Source organism: Oceanihabitans sediminis (assembly GCF_003337215.1).
GTDB classification, from domain to species: Bacteria; Bacteroidota; Bacteroidia; order Flavobacteriales; family Flavobacteriaceae; genus Oceanihabitans; species Oceanihabitans sediminis.
In genome coordinates this window covers 159,061-175,386 of record NZ_QPIG01000005.1, presented here as the reverse complement: position 1 = coordinate 175,386, position 16,326 = coordinate 159,061, and the positions used below count along the sequence as shown (strand labels likewise).

At 34.5% G+C, this 16,326-nt stretch carries 15 protein-coding genes and 1 pseudogene; 12 read left to right on the top strand and 4 right to left on the bottom strand.

The window, feature by feature from the left end:
* Positions 1–14: 14 nt before the first annotated feature.
* Entirely contained in the window at positions 15–857 is an 843-nt protein-coding gene (locus DU428_RS12145; protein ID WP_113966609.1) for a tetratricopeptide repeat protein, read from the bottom strand.
* 313 nt (positions 858–1,170) lie between these two features.
* On the opposite strand from DU428_RS12145, the gene DU428_RS12140 reads away from it, so the two are divergent.
* The 3 genes and pseudogenes from DU428_RS12140 to DU428_RS12135 all read left to right on the top strand — a co-directional run bounded on the left by DU428_RS12140 (position 1,171) and on the right by DU428_RS12135 (position 2,640).
* The gene (locus DU428_RS12140; protein ID WP_072352771.1) at positions 1,171–2,049 is read left to right on the top strand and encodes a pirin family protein; all 879 of its coding nucleotides are present in this window, start codon (positions 1,171–1,173) and stop codon (positions 2,047–2,049) included.
* Positions 2,050–2,178: 129 nt separating this feature from the next.
* Positions 2,179–2,277 (top strand): annotated as a pseudogene (locus DU428_RS13600) (TMEM175 family protein); the annotation flags it as partial.
* Positions 2,278–2,640, top strand: coding sequence for a TMEM175 family protein (locus DU428_RS12135; RefSeq protein ID WP_317047512.1), 363 nt, complete (start codon positions 2,278–2,280; stop codon positions 2,638–2,640).
* 161 nt (positions 2,641–2,801) lie between these two features.
* On the opposite strand, the gene DU428_RS12130 is transcribed toward DU428_RS12135, so the two are convergent.
* A complete protein-coding gene (locus DU428_RS12130) occupies positions 2,802–3,185 on the bottom strand; it encodes an acyl-CoA thioesterase (RefSeq protein ID WP_072352772.1) in 384 nt (127 codons plus the stop codon).
* 199 nt (positions 3,186–3,384) lie between these two features.
* Here DU428_RS12130 and DU428_RS12125 point away from each other — a divergent pair, with 199 nt between their 5' ends.
* From DU428_RS12125 to DU428_RS12085, 9 genes are all read left to right on the top strand, one after another.
* Positions 3,385–6,207: a TonB-dependent receptor gene (locus tag DU428_RS12125; RefSeq protein ID WP_113966608.1), complete on the top strand. Its 2,823-nt coding sequence runs from the start codon at positions 3,385–3,387 to the stop codon at positions 6,205–6,207.
* Positions 6,208–6,231: 24 nt separating this feature from the next.
* Complete coding sequence (locus tag DU428_RS12120) at positions 6,232–7,230, top strand: metallophosphoesterase (protein WP_113966607.1); 999 nt, start codon at positions 6,232–6,234, stop codon at positions 7,228–7,230.
* A 1-nt stretch (position 7,231) separates the two neighbouring features.
* Complete coding sequence (locus tag DU428_RS12115; protein WP_113966606.1) at positions 7,232–8,299, top strand: phytase; 1,068 nt, start codon at positions 7,232–7,234, stop codon at positions 8,297–8,299.
* Positions 8,300–8,547: 248 nt separating this feature from the next.
* The gene (locus tag DU428_RS12110) at positions 8,548–9,423 is read left to right on the top strand and encodes an AraC family transcriptional regulator (RefSeq protein WP_113966605.1); all 876 of its coding nucleotides are present in this window, start codon (positions 8,548–8,550) and stop codon (positions 9,421–9,423) included.
* 255 nt (positions 9,424–9,678) lie between these two features.
* Positions 9,679–10,392 carry a pirin family protein gene (locus DU428_RS12105; protein ID WP_113966647.1) on the top strand — a complete coding sequence of 238 codons (714 nt, stop codon included), beginning with the start codon at positions 9,679–9,681 and terminating at the stop codon, positions 10,390–10,392.
* Positions 10,393–10,420: 28 nt separating this feature from the next.
* Positions 10,421–10,702, top strand: a complete 282-nt coding sequence (locus DU428_RS12100) for a GNAT family N-acetyltransferase (protein WP_072352777.1) — start codon at positions 10,421–10,423, stop codon at positions 10,700–10,702.
* A 19-nt stretch (positions 10,703–10,721) separates the two neighbouring features.
* Positions 10,722–11,147 carry a DoxX family protein gene (locus DU428_RS12095; RefSeq protein ID WP_113966604.1) on the top strand — a complete coding sequence of 142 codons (426 nt, stop codon included), beginning with the start codon at positions 10,722–10,724 and terminating at the stop codon, positions 11,145–11,147.
* Between the two features lie 43 nt (positions 11,148–11,190).
* Positions 11,191–11,712 (top strand): YceI family protein, encoded by a 522-nt coding sequence (locus tag DU428_RS12090; protein ID WP_072352778.1) that lies wholly within the window; start codon positions 11,191–11,193, stop codon positions 11,710–11,712.
* A gap of 114 nt (positions 11,713–11,826) precedes the next feature.
* On the top strand, positions 11,827–12,804 hold the full coding sequence (locus DU428_RS12085; protein WP_113966603.1) for a quinone oxidoreductase family protein: 978 nt from the start codon (positions 11,827–11,829) through the stop codon (positions 12,802–12,804).
* Positions 12,805–13,005: 201 nt separating this feature from the next.
* Here the strand turns inward: DU428_RS12085 and DU428_RS12080 are convergent, their stop codons facing one another.
* Together DU428_RS12080 and DU428_RS12075 are read right to left on the bottom strand one after the other, a co-directional pair.
* Positions 13,006–13,890 carry a hypothetical protein gene (locus DU428_RS12080; RefSeq protein WP_113966602.1) on the bottom strand — a complete coding sequence of 295 codons (885 nt, stop codon included), beginning with the start codon at positions 13,888–13,890 and terminating at the stop codon, positions 13,006–13,008.
* 18 nt (positions 13,891–13,908) lie between these two features.
* A complete protein-coding gene (locus tag DU428_RS12075) occupies positions 13,909–15,978 on the bottom strand; it encodes a TonB-dependent receptor (protein ID WP_113966601.1) in 2,070 nt (689 codons plus the stop codon).
* Positions 15,979–16,326: the final 348 nt, after the last annotated feature.

Genomic DNA, 16,326 nt, shown 5'->3' with positions numbered 1-16,326 from the left:
TATTTTTTTTTTGCCTATTTTGGTAGTAGGGATTTAAACAACTTATTATCGTGTAAGTTTTCAAAATGCTTTTCATTTAGAAGTTCTTCTTCTAGGGTATCTGATAAATCAATTGCTTTTTTTATGTCTTTTAACGCTTCAGCTTGTTTGTCCATTTTAGAATAAGCACAAGCACGTTGCCAGTAAGCAAGCGCATATTCGTTATCAAGTTCGATAGCGTTATTAGACAGATCTAAAGCCCAACGAATTTCTCCTATTTCTAATAGGGCATCCGCTTTATAGGTCATTGCTTCAATATCATCTGGTTTTATGCTTAAAATCTCATCGTAAACCGAAATCTTATCCTCGTCACTTTTCTCTAGTCCAGCGCGCATCCACAGGGAGTGAATGGAATTGGTGTCCGTTATATTTTTTTGTGTCTCAATAATGACTTTAGAGCGTTCTGTCATTTTTACCTCCACTTGTTGTAAACGATCTTCGTAGTCGGAAGTAAGTGTTTGTATCTTCTTCGCCATATCAATCTTCAAACTCTTTTTTATATCATTTAGTGAACGCCAACCTAAAAGAACCAATAAGGATGCAGCAGCAGTTATAATATAAAAAATATTATTGATGGTGCTTGTGGTGTAGTTTACGGCTCTGTCTGAGGATTCTAATTTAGCCTCTGCAATTTTTTTAGTGACTTCTGCACGCAAACTTTGGTTTTCTTGTCTTAAGGTTTTTATTTCATCTAGAATATATCTTTCTATTAAGGGTCTGTATAGTGGCTCCTCTAAAGAATCGACTTGGATGTTGTTTTGTGAAAATAAAGTAATTGGTAAAGTAAAAAATAGGATTGCTAAAAATAATTTCGACATTCTAAAGGTTTCGTTTTTTTATAATTATACGTAAGTCGCAAGGTTTATAAAATTATTGACAAAGACAATTTTTTATCTTTTTCCTTAACATTTGGGGTAGTAGTTAGTATTTAGGGATTAGGGATTAGGGATTAGGGATTAGGGGGGAGTGTTTAGTCGTTAGTAATTAGAGATTAGGGATTTGTATGTCCCTGATATAGGTTGACCACTTCAAAGAAAACTCAATACATCCTATATAGTTTCCTTTGTATTCCTATAATAAAAATCAAAATCATATATTTGAATTAAGAAAACTAATACCATATATACAATTATGTCAAATGTCCAATTAATCATAGAAGAAAGAGCAGCAGATATAGGTAACTTTATGGTTGGTCGCTTATTGCCATTCCGACAAAAGCGTATGGTTGGCCCATTTATATATATCGATCATATGGGGCCGGTGAAGCTTTGTGAACGAGAAAATTTTGATGTATTGCCGCACCCGCATATAGGTCTTTCTACCCTTACTTTTTTATTTGAAGGTAGTATCATGCACCGCGACACTCTTGGTAATGCAATAGAAATTAAACCTGGAGCCGTGAATTGGATGACAGCAGGAAAAGGAATTGTGCATTCTGAAAGAACTCCAGAACACTTAAGAGATTCGGAGTTGTTTATGCACGGATTGCAAATTTGGGTGGCATTGCCAAAAGCACTAGAAGAAATGGATCCGACATTCTCTCATATTGAAGCGAAAGATATACCGAGTTGGAAAGAAGGGGATCTAGAATTTACTTTGGTTGCTGGGGAAGCTTTCGGGAAAAAATCACCAGTTCCTGTATTTAGTAAACTGTTTATGATAGAAATAAAGAGCAAAACAAAACAAAAAGTAAATATTGGGGAGCATTTGTATGGCGAGTCTGGCTTGTATATTTTAGAAGGAGGTATAGAAAGTGACGGAAACGTTTATGAAGCAAAACAATTACTAGTTGCAAAAGACAGTACTTTGTGTGAGTTTACTATACAAGAAAATAGTTCTATTTATATTTTTGGTGGTGAGCCTTTTGAAGAAGAACGTTTTATCGATTGGAATTTTGTTTCTTCTTCTAAAGAGCGTATTGAAGAAGCAAAACAAAAGTGGAAAGCCCAAGAATTTCCGAAAATTAAAGGGGATAACGAATATATTCCATATCCAACACCAAGATTTTAATAGAAAACAACTTTTTAAATCCGATATATTAGACACTTATGAAAACAAGCCGATTAGAAGCATTTAGTGATGGCGTTTTAGCAATTATTAGAACTCAAAGCACCTGAGGAAACCACTTTAAATGCACTCCTGGCAAAAACACCTATACTCTTAAGTTATATTTTTAGTTTTATTTATTTAGGGATTTATTGGAACAATCACCATCACTTATTTCAAATCACTCAGAGGGTGAACGGAAAAATCCTATGGGCAAATCTGCACTTACTTTTTTGGCTATCCTTGATTCCGTTTACAACTGCATGGATAGGAACAGATTACGACGAAAAACTTCCTGTAATAGCCTATGGTGCTGTTTTATTATTTTGTGCTATAGCCTATTTTATATTACAAGCACAAATAATCCAATCGCATGGAGAAGAGTTTCCTTTAAGAAAGGTGGTAGGCTCCGATAGAAAAGGAAAGATATCTATTGTTTGTTATTCCTTAGGAGTAGTTTTTTCGTTTGTAAATACCTGGATAGCAATTGCTTTGTATGCTATGATTGCTGTTTTATGGTTAATTCCTGACAGACGTATAGAAGAGAGTGTTTAGTGGTAATTTTATGACAACGAAATAACAGGCAAAGGATGAAGCTGCTATCTGGTTGAAACCTGAATATCTCTTAAAAACCTCCTATTCCTTTGTCGTTTATTAATATTCCTTTCAAGTTATATTATAACAATGTAGCTAGTTGTTGGTGTAATTCAGTATTTTTAAATAACCTTTACTGGCTTTTTGTTTTCATCTATTGCCACAAAAGTAAATTCTCCAGAAACAGCCTTTTCTCTATAATCGGAATACATCTCTTCCACATAAATATCAACTCTAACCTTTAGGCTAGTGTTTCCTACATGGGTAATATATCCCACTAATTCTACAATAGTCCCTGCAGGAATTGCCTTTTTAAAATCTATTTTATCACTGCTTACCGTTACCATTTGTTGTCTGCTAAATCGGGTAGCTGCAATAAATGCAGTCTCATCCATCATTTGCATTGCTGTTCCACCAAAAAGTGTGTCGTAATGATTTGTAGTGTTAGGGAAAACAGCTTTAAAGATTGTAGTTGTTGCGTTTTTTATTCTTTCGGATTTGTCCATAGTATTTTTTTGTTGAAATAAAACTGGATTTTAAAGGGCTAAATATATAATTTAATAAAGAATATAGTATTCATTAGTGGTAATAATACAGCAGTTTTTTAAATGAAAATATGTTTTTAATTTGAAAACATTTGAATAACCTAGAGGTAACATGTGATGGGTAGTTTTGTCCGAAATAATAAATAAAACTATAAATCAAATGATCAAAAAAATTACAATTTTATTCTTTTTACTCTTCGTTGCATTTAGTGCATTTTCACAAAAAAGCAGTGGAGTTATTTCTGGTAAAATTATTGATGAACAAGGAAACTTATCATTACCAGGAGCTACTGTAATTCTTGATAGTGGAGAACGATATACTATTTCAAACCAAATAGGACATTATGAGTTTTTAAATGTTCCAGAAGGAACTTATCGTGTTACGGTTCAATATATAGGTTTTGTATCTCATACTTTGGAAGCTAAAGTTGAAATAGGGAAGAATACCAAGTTAGACTTTATCATGTCTTCCGATTTATTAAGTTTAGATGAAGTTGTAATCACCGGCGAAAGACTTAAAGGTCAAGCGAAAGCTTTAAATCAACAAAAAAATAATCAAAACATTACTAATGTCATCTCTTCAGACCAAGTAGGAAGGTTTGCAGATGCAAATGTTGGGGATGCTTTAAAGCGTGTTCCTGGTATTACCGTTCAAAACGATCAAGGGGAAGCTCGAAATTTAATTATTAGAGGATTGGCGCCAGAGTTGAATTCGGTGACATTAAATGGTGATAGAATTCCTTCTGCTGAAGGCGATAATAGAAACGTTCAGATGGATTTAATTCCTTCCGATATGATTTCTACTATTGAAGTAAACAAAACACTTACTCCAGATATGGATGCCGATGCTATTGGAGGTTCGGTAAACTTAATTACTCGAGCTTCTCCAAATGGGCAAAGAATTTCAGCAACATTAGCAGGTGGCTATGCTCCAATTCGTGAAAAAGGAAATTACACCGCAGGATTGGTTTACGGGAATCGTTTTTTCGACAATAAATTAGGAGCAGTTTTTAGTGCTTCCTATAATAACAATAATTTCGGTTCTGATAATATTGAAGCTGAATGGAAAGAAGGTGAGAAAGGACAGGTATATATAGGTGAAAAAGATATCCGAAAGTACGATGTGCAACGTGTAAGAAGAAGTTTTGCTTTAGCACTAGATTATAATCTCGATTCAAACAATACGCTTTTTCTTAATTCCATGTACAATTGGAGAGATGATAGAGAAAATAGATACAGAGTTCGTTATAGAAAAATTAAACCTCTATATGACGACCAAGATAATATAACTGGATTTACAGGAGATATTCGAAGAGAAACCAAGGGTGGAATTGATAATAATCGTAATAAAAACACGCGTTTAGAAGATCAACGTGTTCAAAATTATTCGATTGGTGGGCAACACTTAATTAACGCTAAGTTAGATTTAGACTGGCAAGTAAATTATGCGACAGCTAGTGAGGATAGACCTAATGAGCGTTATTTAAGTTTTCAGTCGAAAGGCTTAGATTTAAGTCAAGATTTAAGTGACTTAAATTTTCCGTTAGTAAATGCTTCTGGTGATGGTCTTGATACTTTTAAGGTGAATCAATTGTCAGAAAATCATAATTTTACTAAAGAAAAAGAAATTGGTGCTAAGGTGAACATTCGTATTCCATTTTCTGTAATTGATGGACAAAAAGGACGTTTAAGAACAGGACTTCGTTTGCGAATCAAAGAGAAGAAAAGAGATAATATCTTTTACGAGTACGAACCAATAACATCTTTCGGGACATTAGCAGATCTTCCAATTAGTTACTACGGAGGTGGTAATTGGGAAGCAGGACCGAACGATTTTCCTGGATTTTTTGTAGATAAATCTTTTCTAGGAAATTTAAATCTAACCAATACTAGTTTATTTGAAGGCGAATTAGATCCTTCAGAATATTTGTCTGAAAACTACAAAGCTAAAGAGCGTATTTCAGCAGCTTACCTTCGTTGGGATCAAGATTTATCTGATAAGTTTTCGATTATTACTGGTGTAAGAGTTGAACATACTAATATTGACTATACGGGGAACTATGTTAAGGAAGAAGAGGAGCTAGTTGGGCAAATTTCTAATACAAACTCCTACACAGATATCTTGCCAAGTTTAGCTATTAAATATGACATCCAAAATGATTTAATTTTAAGAGCAGCCGTTTCAACAGCATTGGCTCGTCCTAACTACTATTCATTGGCACCTTATGTTAATGTGAATACTGAAGACAATGAAATTTCTGCAGGAAATCCAGAACTAGTTGCTACAAATGCTATTAATTTTGATTTAATGGTGGATAAATACTTCAAGTCTGTAGGAATTTTATCTGGAGGGGTATTTTATAAGAATATGAAAAACTTCATTTATACTGCAAGTGATTCACAATACACCCAAGAAAAATTCGCATCAGATTTTCCAAACCAATCAAATCCTATTTCAAATGGTGAAACTTGGGATTTTGTTCAGTCAAGAAATGGTGATAATGTAGGTGTATATGGGTTTGAAGTGGCACTTCAAAGACAATTAGATTTCATACCAGTAGACTTCTTTAAATCTTTAGGGGTTTACGTAAACTATACATTAACGAAGTCTAAAACGAAGGGAATTACAAACGAAGATGGTGAAGAAAGAAAAGGAATAGATTTACCTGGTACTGCTCCGCATATGCTTAATGCTTCACTTTCGTGGGATAACGATAAGTTTTCAATTCGCGTTTCTTCAAATTACAGCTCTGATTATATAGATGAATTAGGAGGGAATGAATTTGAAGACAGATACTACGACAAACAATTTTTCTTAGATGCCAATGCTTCGTATAAACTATCAGAAAATCTACGTGTTTTTGCTGAAGCAAATAACTTGACAAATCAACCATTACGCTATTACCAAGGAGTTTCAGAGCGTACCATGCAAGCGGAATACTACCTTCCTAAATTTAATTTAGGATTAAAATTCGATTTGTAAAAACCTTTTATTATTAAAATTATCATGAAAAAATTACACTTTATTATTTTCTTTCTTTTGCTGCAAACCTTGTTTGGGCAAGAGTCATTTATAGAATCAAAACTAACAGCTGGATATAAAGGCGACTTTATTCCGGAGCTTAAAAATGAAAATGAAGATTTAAACTTTTTAGTTCTTGGAGATTTTGGTCGCGTAGGCGAATACTATCAAAAAGAAGTTGCTAAACAATTGGGGAACGCCGCTTTAATGTTAGATTCAGAGTTTATTGTTACGGTTGGCGATAATTTTTATCCAAATGGTGTAGCAAGTATTTATGACGAACATTGGCATGCTTCATTTAATAATATTTATACCCATCCATCACTTTATATTGATTGGTATGCTGCTTTAGGAAACCACGATCATAGAGGAAATATTGATGCGCAAATTGCCTATTCAGATATCAGCCGTCGTTGGAATATGCCGGCTCCTTATTACAGTAAAACTTTTGAATTAAACGATGGAAAAAAGTTGCTTTTAGTGGTTATGGATACGAGCCCGTTTATTCAAAGCTATCAAGGTAAAAACGAAAAATACCCACATCTTGAATCACAAAACGCTGAGGAGCAAAAAAAATGGCTTATTGAAACGTTGAGTACAAAAGATGAAAGCATTGCTTGGAAAGTCGTTGTAGGTCATCATCCGTTGTATAGTGGTGGAAAGCGTAAAGAGGCTAAGGATACTAAAGATTTTGAAAGTCAGTTTGCAGATTTATTCGATTCTTTAAAAGTAGATGCTTATATCTGTGGTCATGAGCACGACTTACAAATTATAAAACCAAAGGGTAGGTTTACGACTCAATTTTTGTCTGGTGGAGGAAGTGAAACGCGCCCAGCAGGAAATCGGGAAGGAACTATCTTTTCTAAAGCAGAACCAGGTTTTATGAGCTTTACAGTTAATGGAGATTTCATGGAAATTCAGACCATAAAAGCACTTAAAAACAGTGCGGAAATATTACACACAATGCATTTAAAAAAGAAGTAAGATGATTAAAACAGTCTATAGATGTATACTATTAGGTTTTGGATTTTCCTGTTTAGTTTCTTGTAAGAATACAATAGAATTAAATTCATTAAACCCTATTGTTATAACCGAGCAAACACCAAATGATACGGATGACCCTGCTATTTGGATACATCCTACAAATCCTAAGAAAAGTATTGTTTTAGGAACCGATAAGGATATGAATGGAGGATTGTATGCTTATGATTTAGATGGAAAAATCATCAATAAAGTTCTTAATTTAAAACGTCCGAACAACGTTGATATCGCCTATGGTTACAATTGGGGAGGAGAAAAAATTGATATTGCTGTACTTACCGAACGTAAGGCAAATAGTATTCGAGTTTTTCGATTACCTGATCTAACGCCAATTGATGATGGAGGGATTAAAGTTTTTGAAAATGAAAAAGGAGAAGGACACAATGAGCCTATGGGAATTTCACTATACACAAAAACTACCGATTCTACCTCTCAAGTGTATGCTATAGTGGGAAGAAAGTCAGGGCCATCAGGGAGTTATCTATGGCAGTACGAACTTTCTACCGATGAAAATAAGGTGGTAAAAGGTATGAAAGTAAGAGCATTTGGTGAATATAGCGGAAGGAAAGAAATTGAAGCTATAGCCGTAGATAATGCATTGGGATTTGTGTATTACTCTGATGAAACCGCGGGAATTCGTAAATATTACGCCGATCCAGAATTAAATGATAATACTCAATTGTCATTTTTTGGTCAAGAAGATGCAAAACGAGATCACGAGGGAATTGCAATTTACACTACCGGAAAAGGAACAGGATATATATTGGTTTCAGATCAGCAAGCAAACAAGTTTTTAGTATATTCACGTGAAGGAGCTTCACATGATAAACACACTCATAACCTTATTACTTCCGTTTCTGTTTCTACAGATGAATGTGATGGGGCAGAGGCAACTAATGTGAATTTAGGAGAACACTTTCCTAAGGGCATGCTCGTAGCGATGACAAACGGAAAATCTTTTCATTTTTACGATTGGAGACAAATTCAAAAGGAAATTGATAATGCGCTATAGGCGTAAATTGTAATACTAAATTTAGTATTTATTTTAAACACTTAGAATGGTTTGGATGGGGAGATCCAAATTGTTTTAGGTGTTTTTCTTTTTATAATGGAATCAGATTCTAGAGGCACAATAAGTCCTATCGGGATTATTAGGTTTTTCTTTGAATACCAAAATCATTAATTAATGTTACAGACTTAAATCAAAAGTGTAAATTTGAAGAAGTTTCTTATAATTTAACTCATGAAGTAATTACTCGAATGGAAAGCGTTAAAACATATCAAAAGGTAAATAAAGCTGAAGAAAGTAGCAATTTTAGCATCTCTAAAATGGAGGATATTTATACGAAACGAAATGGAGAAGTAGATGAACCTCACCGGCATAACTACTACACGGTTTTAATCGTAAATCAAGGAAAAGGTCAGCATAATATAGATTTCAACACCTACGAACTTACCAATCATCAGGTGTTTTTTGTTGCTCCTGGTCAGGTACATCAGGTAATGGAGGCTGAAAAATCTTTCGGTTATGCCATGACTTTTTCTAATCAGTTTTTAATTGAAAATTCCATCCGACTTTCTTTTATAGATAGTTTAAACCTATTCAATAACTATGGGCAGAGTCCGCCACTAACACCAACCAAAGAAAAATTTGATACCATAGCACATTATTCCAATCAAATTTTCAAACTATTCCGCAGTGATGCAAACATGAAGCTATTATCTATAGGCGCTTATTTAAAGCTTTTGCTAATAGAATGTAATAATATTTGTTCTATCAACCCTATAGAATCCGATGTAGATACCACAGGAGATAACTTAATCAGGAAATTTAAAAAAGCTGTAGAAGCACATTATAAGGAAGAACATTCCTCTAGCTTTTATGCCAATGCCTTGCATATTACCCCAGACCATTTAAATAGAACAGTAAAGGCGAAAATAGGAAAAACAGCCAAAGACTATATACAAGCAAGAATTATTACCGAAGCTAAAAGGTTATTGTTTTTTACAGACGCTACCAACAAGGAAATAGCTTATGCATTAGGTTTTAATGAACCAGGCAACTTTAGTGCTTTTTTTAAAAAACACACCCAATTATCCCCATCCAGTTTTAAGAAAAAGGAGCAAAAGTCTTAGATGTCGGATTTTCATAAGTCTATCCCTTTTTTTTATATTCCCTAACCCTCTGTTCTACTGTATCTTTGTACTATACTTAAAGCAAATACTATGAATCGTAAGAAATTTATTAAAAATGTTTTTTTAACTGGTGTTGTAGGAGCAATTGCCCCTCAAGCACTTAAAGCAGAAGAAAGTAAATCTCCAAAATCTACTTACGACAGATTGATGCAGCAAGTAGGATTTAATCATTTACCAAATAAAAGTATAAAGACTATGAACACAATAATTCACAAAGCAGAAACAAGAGGACACGCAAATCACGGTTGGTTAAACTCACACCACACCTTTAGCTTTGCGAACTATCACAATCCAGAAAGAATGCACTTTGGTGTGTTACGCGTACTAAACGACGATACCGTAGCAGCAGGAATGGGATTTGGAACCCACCCACACGACAATATGGAAATTATTTCCATCCCTTTAGAAGGCGATTTAGAACATAAAGATAGTATGGGGAATGTGGCTGTTATCAAAGAAGGTGATGTGCAGGTATTAAGTGCCGGGACAGGAATCACACATTCTGAGTACAATAAAAATAAAGACAAGGAAGTGAAATTTCTTCAAATTTGGGTTTTTCCAAAAGAAAGAAATCTAGATCCGAGATACGATCAAGTATCTATTAGAGATATCGCGAAGGATAATGCTTTTTACCAAGTTCTTTCTCCGAATAAAGATGACCAAGGAGTATGGATTAATCAAGATGCTTGGTTTCATTTAGGGAAGTTTGAAAAAGGAAAGTCAGATACTTACAAAATCAATAAAGAAGGAAATGGCGTTTATGCCTTTATTCTTGAAGGTGAAGTAGAGATTGAAGGACAAAAATTATCCAGAAGAGACGGTATGGGAATTTGGGACACAGAAAGCATAGATGTAAAAGCTACAGCAAATGCGCGTGTATTACTAATGGAAGTACCAATGTCATTATAAAACAAGGAATTTTTAAAACATATATACCATGGAAATAATTATAAAAGAAAGAGACAATAAAGGCTTTGCATTAGCAACAGAAGGTGATACAAGAGCCGGAACTATGACGTATTCTATAGCAGGATCAGATCATATTATCATTGACCACACTGAGGTAGATCCAGCATTCAAAGGAAAAAGCGTAGGAAAGCAATTGCTTTATAAAATCGTAGAGATGGCAAGAGAGAAAAACATCAAAATCACTCCATTATGTCCATTTGCTGCAGCAATGTTCAAGAAATTAGAAGATATTCAAGACGTATTAAGATAAGTAAAAATTCAATAAATAGATGCAAACATTATTAAATAAAGCCCTGAATTCAGGATCCAATAGTACAAATATAAGTGTAGCAATATTAATACTAAGAATTGCCGGAGGAGCTTTTATGTTAACCCATGGATTAGGTAAGTTTGAAGCACTGTTTAGTGGAGAGCCAATTCAATTTAGAGATCCAATAGGAGTAGGAGCAACAGCATCCTTAGCCTTAGCAGTTTTTTCAGAAGTGCTATGTGCAGTCCTTCTAATTGTAGGTTTAGGAACTAGACTAGCTGCAATTCCATTAGCTATAACCATGTTTGTTGCAGCATTTATAGTACATGCTACCGATGGGTTTGGAAGACAAGAATTACCACTTCTTTACGCAGCAGTATATATTTCTATTGCACTAATAGGGGCAGGGAAATATTCTTTAGACAACTGGTTATTGAAAAAGTAAACAATTTATTAAAAGGAAATATTAATTTATAAAACATATAAAAATGAGTAAGAACACAAACTGGTCATTAGACAATTCACATTCAGAAATCGCATTCAAAGTAAAACACATGATGATTTCTACCGTAACAGGTCACTTCGAAGATTTTGAAGCAAGTGCAAAAACAGATGGAGATGATTTTAAGAATGCAGATTTTAGCTTTAGTGCAAAAACAGCATCTATCAACACAAAAAATAAAGATAGAGATACCCATTTAAGATCGGATGATTTCTTCAACTCTGAAAAATTCCCTGAAATGAAATTTGTTTCAAAATCTTTCGACGGAGAAAAGTTAGTAGGAGATTTAACGATAAGAGACATCACGAAAGAAGTTGTTTTAGACGCAGAATTAAATGGTATAGCTGAAGATCCTTACGGACAAACAAAAGCTGGTTTTGAAATGACAGGTACTATCAACAGAAAAGATTTCAACTTAACTTGGAGTGCTGTAACAGAAGCTGGAAGCATTGTGGTTTCAGATAAAGTAAAAATGGTTGTTGACGTACAGTTTACAAAACAAGCATAAGTATATAACAGATATTTTCTAAAATCTCCTTTAGAAAAATACAGAATAGGGGCAGTGTTATAAACTGCCTCTTTTTCATTATATTATTATTTTTAGATATATAAAAATCCGCATATGAAAGCAGCAGTTTTAGAGCAATTAGGGAGTTCTCCTATTTACAAAGATTTCCCTACTCCTGAAGTTACAAAGGAAGATCAATTATTACTTGAAGTACAAGCAGCAGCCGTTAAAAATCTTGATAAATTAAGAGCTGGTGGTACTCATTATGCAAGTTATACAGAACTACCTACCATTGTTGGAATAGATGGTGTTGGCGTTTTAGCAGACGGAACAAGAGTCTATGCACAGGGTGTTACTGGGATGCTTGCAGAAAAGGCAATTATCACTAAGAACCAATATACGATAGTCCCAGATAGATTAGATAGTTTTACAGCAGCGGCATTACCAAATGCTGTTTTAGGAGCAGCAATGGCTTTACAAGTACGAGGAAAGATTCAGCCAGGGCAAAATATTTTGATTAACGGAGCAACCGGAGTTACCGGGCTTTTAGCAGTTCAGTTAGCGAAATATTATGGAGCAAAAACTGTAATTACCACAGGGAGAAATCAAGAGAATCTTGAAAAAACAAAAGCCCTTGGAGCAGATTTTATTATTTCTCTGAAGCAAAGTGATGAGGAAATTGTAGAACAATTGAAAAAGCAGCATGCTGAAACACCAATAGATTTGGTTATCGATTACGTGTGGGGAAAACCAGTAGAATTATTAATTAAAGCCTTAAAAGGTGGCGGATTAGATAATTTTACACATAAAACGCGTATAGTAACCGTAGGTTCTATGGCGGGTGAAAACATAAATTTATCTTCTGGGGTATTAAGAAGTTCTGCTATTGAAATATTAGGCTCTGGTTTTGGAAGTCTTTCTCAAGAAGAACTTCAAGCTTTTCGTAAGGAAATACTGCCGGAAATGTTTCAACTAGCTGCAGCAGATAAGTTACAAATGGGCTTAGTTGTAGATTCTCTAAAGAATATAGAAGACTTATGGAGTCGTCAAGTGGGTGCAGGAAAGCGATTAGTGATTTCCATGGAGGAGTAACTTCTTTTAGTAAGTATATACATTTTCGAATACTAGTTTAAATAAGTTTTTAAAGAACTTCTTGTATGTACTTTTACAAATAGAATTTAGGGTAGTTATAGTAAAAAATAGTTATAGTAAAAAATGGTATTGAAAAGCTAGCTTCCCAATACCATTTAAGACTAATTAAATAAAAATTTTTTATTTCAGATTAACTAGAATTTACATCCAATAGTTCCCACTTTCAAATGGGGTTTCTACAGCTTCTAACCAATCTGCTTCTGCTTCTTCTGCAGTAACATGGAATTCTTCGGCAATCTCCTGAATAAATTGATCAAAATCATCATTGTTTGGGCGTTTCGTAAACACTCTAACCGGAATTTTAATATTTAAATCTTGTGTTCCTAAAAACGCATTACTAGGGGCATTAAAAGGAAACGGGTTTCCATTACTATCCCATTTAGTTCCATGAATTAAGTGTACTAAAATCACATTCAATTCAAATTGTGTATAGGCTTCATTAACAAAAAAATATCCTTTTAAACCAATAGGATCATCGGCTCCTCTTAAGCTCACGCCTTCATTGGTATACATGCCGTCTTCTGGATTGGTGTCACGATAAACGTAGTCTAATATAGACTCGGCATTAGAAAAATCCATATCTGTATCTATGTGCTTGGCGTTTTTTGTGAGAAAAAAATGCTGATGAATCGGTGCATTTATTTCCGAAGTAAACTCCGCATTTATACGTTCGCCATTTTTATTAAAGTATGTGATTTCTAAAGCATAGATTTCGCCTTTAATTAATCGAATAGGAGAATCCGGTAGTATCAAGTTTCCTGCTTCATCATACTCATAACTAATTTCTTGAACGGCCTTGAAATACCTAACATTTTCATTGCTTGGACTTCCATGAAAAGTGGATCCATGTAAATGTCCGCGGTGAAATCTAAAGCTAACTTTTGACCATTCTTCATGGCCTAATTCGGTATTTTCATCATTAGGAGTTGCAGGCAAATCGTCATCTTTACTACATGAGTTTAGGCCAAGCATAAGTATACTTACCAATGCAAATAATACAGGTTTAAAAAAATGTTTTGTTTTCATAATAAAATAAATAAAGGGTTAAAAGTTACATTGAACGTTCACATTCATACTACGTCCGCTATCGTGAACAAAATAACGGTGTAAGTTTAGGTAGTCTTTATAAAGCGTATTAAACAGATTGTCTATGCTTGCGCTTATTCTTAATGTTAGTTTTTGATTAATAGGATAGCGGGAACTAGCTGCTATATTAAATAGGTGATAGGCTGAAGGTGTTTGGGATGATAATTCATAATCCGGATTAAAATTGTTTTTCTTCCCAACCCATTCATGACCAATCTGTAGATTGATTTCTTCAAAATCACCCAAAACAGGAAGCTGATAATTTATGGAGTTGTGCAAGCGTAGGGGCGAGATATTAGGCAGCGGGTTTTTAGAGCTAATCTCCTCTCCATGAATCCATGTGAATTTATTTGTAAATTCTAATCTGGGAGTTATGGTAGAAGAATGAATCAGGTCTATACCACACAGTAAAGCATCTTGTTGCTTGAATTGAAAAATAGCTGCGGGTCCTGAAAAAAGTTGTTTGTACTGATGCGTTGGTACAGAATAGATGTAATTTTCTACTTTATTAATAAAGCCTTGAAATTCAAAACGGCTGTGTTTTGCTTTGTAAGTAATCGTGTTCATCCATTTTGTTCCTTTTTCCGCACTCATATCCTTATTACCAACAAAATATATAGGAATACCGTGTTGTTTTCCGTTCGCATATAATTCAAACGATTCAGGAATACGCCAGCCATGACTTAAAGAAGATTCTAAGTCCCATTTCTCTGTAGCTAGTTTCGCTGCCACTTGTGCTGATAGGGCCGAAAAATTTTTGTTTTCACCATATTTTTGTCCTAGAAAATTAATTCCTCGAGCATTCATGATTGCCCAATCATATCGTAAGCCTGCGTTTAAAAGCCATTGATTGAGGTTTAAAGTATGGTGTGTGTAAACAGATTTTTCTTTGTATAAATAATTAGGCAATGCAGGAGTTACACCGGTTCCAGGTTGATTATAGTTTTCTTTATTTCTAATTTGAACACCAAGAGCAGCATGTAAAGTGTTGTTTTTAAAACCCAATTCGAAATTAAAATGATTAGCACTTAGGATCATGTCTTGTACGGGAACGGTACTTGACACGCTTCGTCTTACATCAAATTCTTCTCTATGGTTTTTTTGATAGGTATATTGTGATTTTACAAACCATTTTCGCGAAAATTTCCATGTAGTAGTGGTGTTTGCAATCTGATGGGTACTTTCTTGGTAAGGCGCTTCAATTTTAAATGCATAAGGAAAAGTAACCAAAGGTTGTCCGTGTTCTATACGTTCTTCAAATTCTTCCACATTTCCAGTTAGTGTTCCAAAATAGTTGCCTTGTTTGGACTTGTAATTAGAATAAAAAGATTCTATCTCTACGTTTTGAAGTTTATAAGTTAGCTCAGCCCGATAGCTCGCTACGCTTGTTCCTGAGTTTGCTACATTATAGTCTGCCGTATGATAATCGCCGTTTTTTGAGTTGTTAGCACTTAAACGCCAAGCGAAACCTTGTATTAGGCCTGAGTTTTGCTGTATTTTTAAGTGAGCGCCCCTGCCTCTTGTATTTCCGGTGTAGTATAATGTTGCCGAACCGTTTATGTTTTTGTTACTTGAAATTCTCCCAGCATCCACATGTACAACTCCTCCTAAGGCATTTGAGCCGTGTTTTACAGATTCTGCGCCACGTAATATGTTTAGATTCTTGGCTAAATCTGCATCTATTTCAGGGGAATGTGCGTCTGCCCAATCTTGGTTTTCTAATTTCACTCCATTAACCATATACACCAATCGGCTACTAGATAAACCGTCTATTATTGGCTTTGAAACATTTGCTCCAGATTTGCGTACTTGAACTCCTGGTAAAGATTTTAACTGATTTGCTAAATCTTTTCCGGTATTAATCTGCTGTATAAAGTCACTAACTTTTTGTGCTTGATAAATAGATTTTTGGAGGTTAACAGACTTTATTACCACCTCATTTAATTGTATAGTAGTGCTATCCTGTTGGCCAAATACTACTATAGGAAGTAGTAAGAAAGCAAGGAGTAGCATTTTATAATAATGCATTCTTTCTTGTTTTTTTTAAGAAATATTTTTTGGCTTGCCGAAACGTATTGGATGTAATGGTTCTTAGACCAAGAACAAGCAACTTATTTCATTATGAAAATTCCCATATTTTACTTGCAGCTAAGGCAATAAAACATATAACCTCCTCATCTTAGTAAGGAAACAGATTGAGGTTTTATGGAAGTAATATGTAAAGAGAATCTATAGGAAGAAAGGGGGAGGCCTGCAAAAGAGCAGGTTTACCGCAATGTTATGTAGTAAAACGCAACTATAATGTTTAAAGCGTTCTTTCTTGACAACAGGTACATTGTTTTCAACTGTAAAAACATCGGAAACCTGATGGAAGCA

What these genes read in the sequence shown, in the direction of transcription:
- DU428_RS12145 (WP_113966609.1), bottom strand. Translation starts at nt 857, where the DNA reads ATGTCGAAATTATTTTTAGCAATCCTATTTTTTACTTTACCAATTACT.
- DU428_RS12140 (WP_072352771.1), top strand. Translation starts at nt 1,171, where the DNA reads ATGTCAAATGTCCAATTAATCATAGAAGAAAGAGCAGCAGATATAGGT.
- DU428_RS12130 (WP_072352772.1), bottom strand. Translation starts at nt 3,185, where the DNA reads ATGGACAAATCCGAAAGAATAAAAAACGCAACAACTACAATCTTTAAA.
- DU428_RS12125 (WP_113966608.1), top strand. Translation starts at nt 3,385, where the DNA reads ATGATCAAAAAAATTACAATTTTATTCTTTTTACTCTTCGTTGCATTT.
- DU428_RS12120 (WP_113966607.1), top strand. Translation starts at nt 6,232, where the DNA reads ATGAAAAAATTACACTTTATTATTTTCTTTCTTTTGCTGCAAACCTTG.
- DU428_RS12115 (WP_113966606.1), top strand. Translation starts at nt 7,232, where the DNA reads ATGATTAAAACAGTCTATAGATGTATACTATTAGGTTTTGGATTTTCC.
- DU428_RS12110 (WP_113966605.1), top strand. Translation starts at nt 8,548, where the DNA reads ATGGAAAGCGTTAAAACATATCAAAAGGTAAATAAAGCTGAAGAAAGT.
- DU428_RS12105 (WP_113966647.1), top strand. Translation starts at nt 9,679, where the DNA reads ATGAACACAATAATTCACAAAGCAGAAACAAGAGGACACGCAAATCAC.
- DU428_RS12100 (WP_072352777.1), top strand. Translation starts at nt 10,421, where the DNA reads ATGGAAATAATTATAAAAGAAAGAGACAATAAAGGCTTTGCATTAGCA.
- DU428_RS12095 (WP_113966604.1), top strand. Translation starts at nt 10,722, where the DNA reads ATGCAAACATTATTAAATAAAGCCCTGAATTCAGGATCCAATAGTACA.
- DU428_RS12090 (WP_072352778.1), top strand. Translation starts at nt 11,191, where the DNA reads ATGAGTAAGAACACAAACTGGTCATTAGACAATTCACATTCAGAAATC.
- DU428_RS12085 (WP_113966603.1), top strand. Translation starts at nt 11,827, where the DNA reads ATGAAAGCAGCAGTTTTAGAGCAATTAGGGAGTTCTCCTATTTACAAA.
- DU428_RS12080 (WP_113966602.1), bottom strand. Translation starts at nt 13,890, where the DNA reads ATGAAAACAAAACATTTTTTTAAACCTGTATTATTTGCATTGGTAAGT.
- DU428_RS12075 (WP_113966601.1), bottom strand. Translation starts at nt 15,978, where the DNA reads ATGCATTATTATAAAATGCTACTCCTTGCTTTCTTACTACTTCCTATA.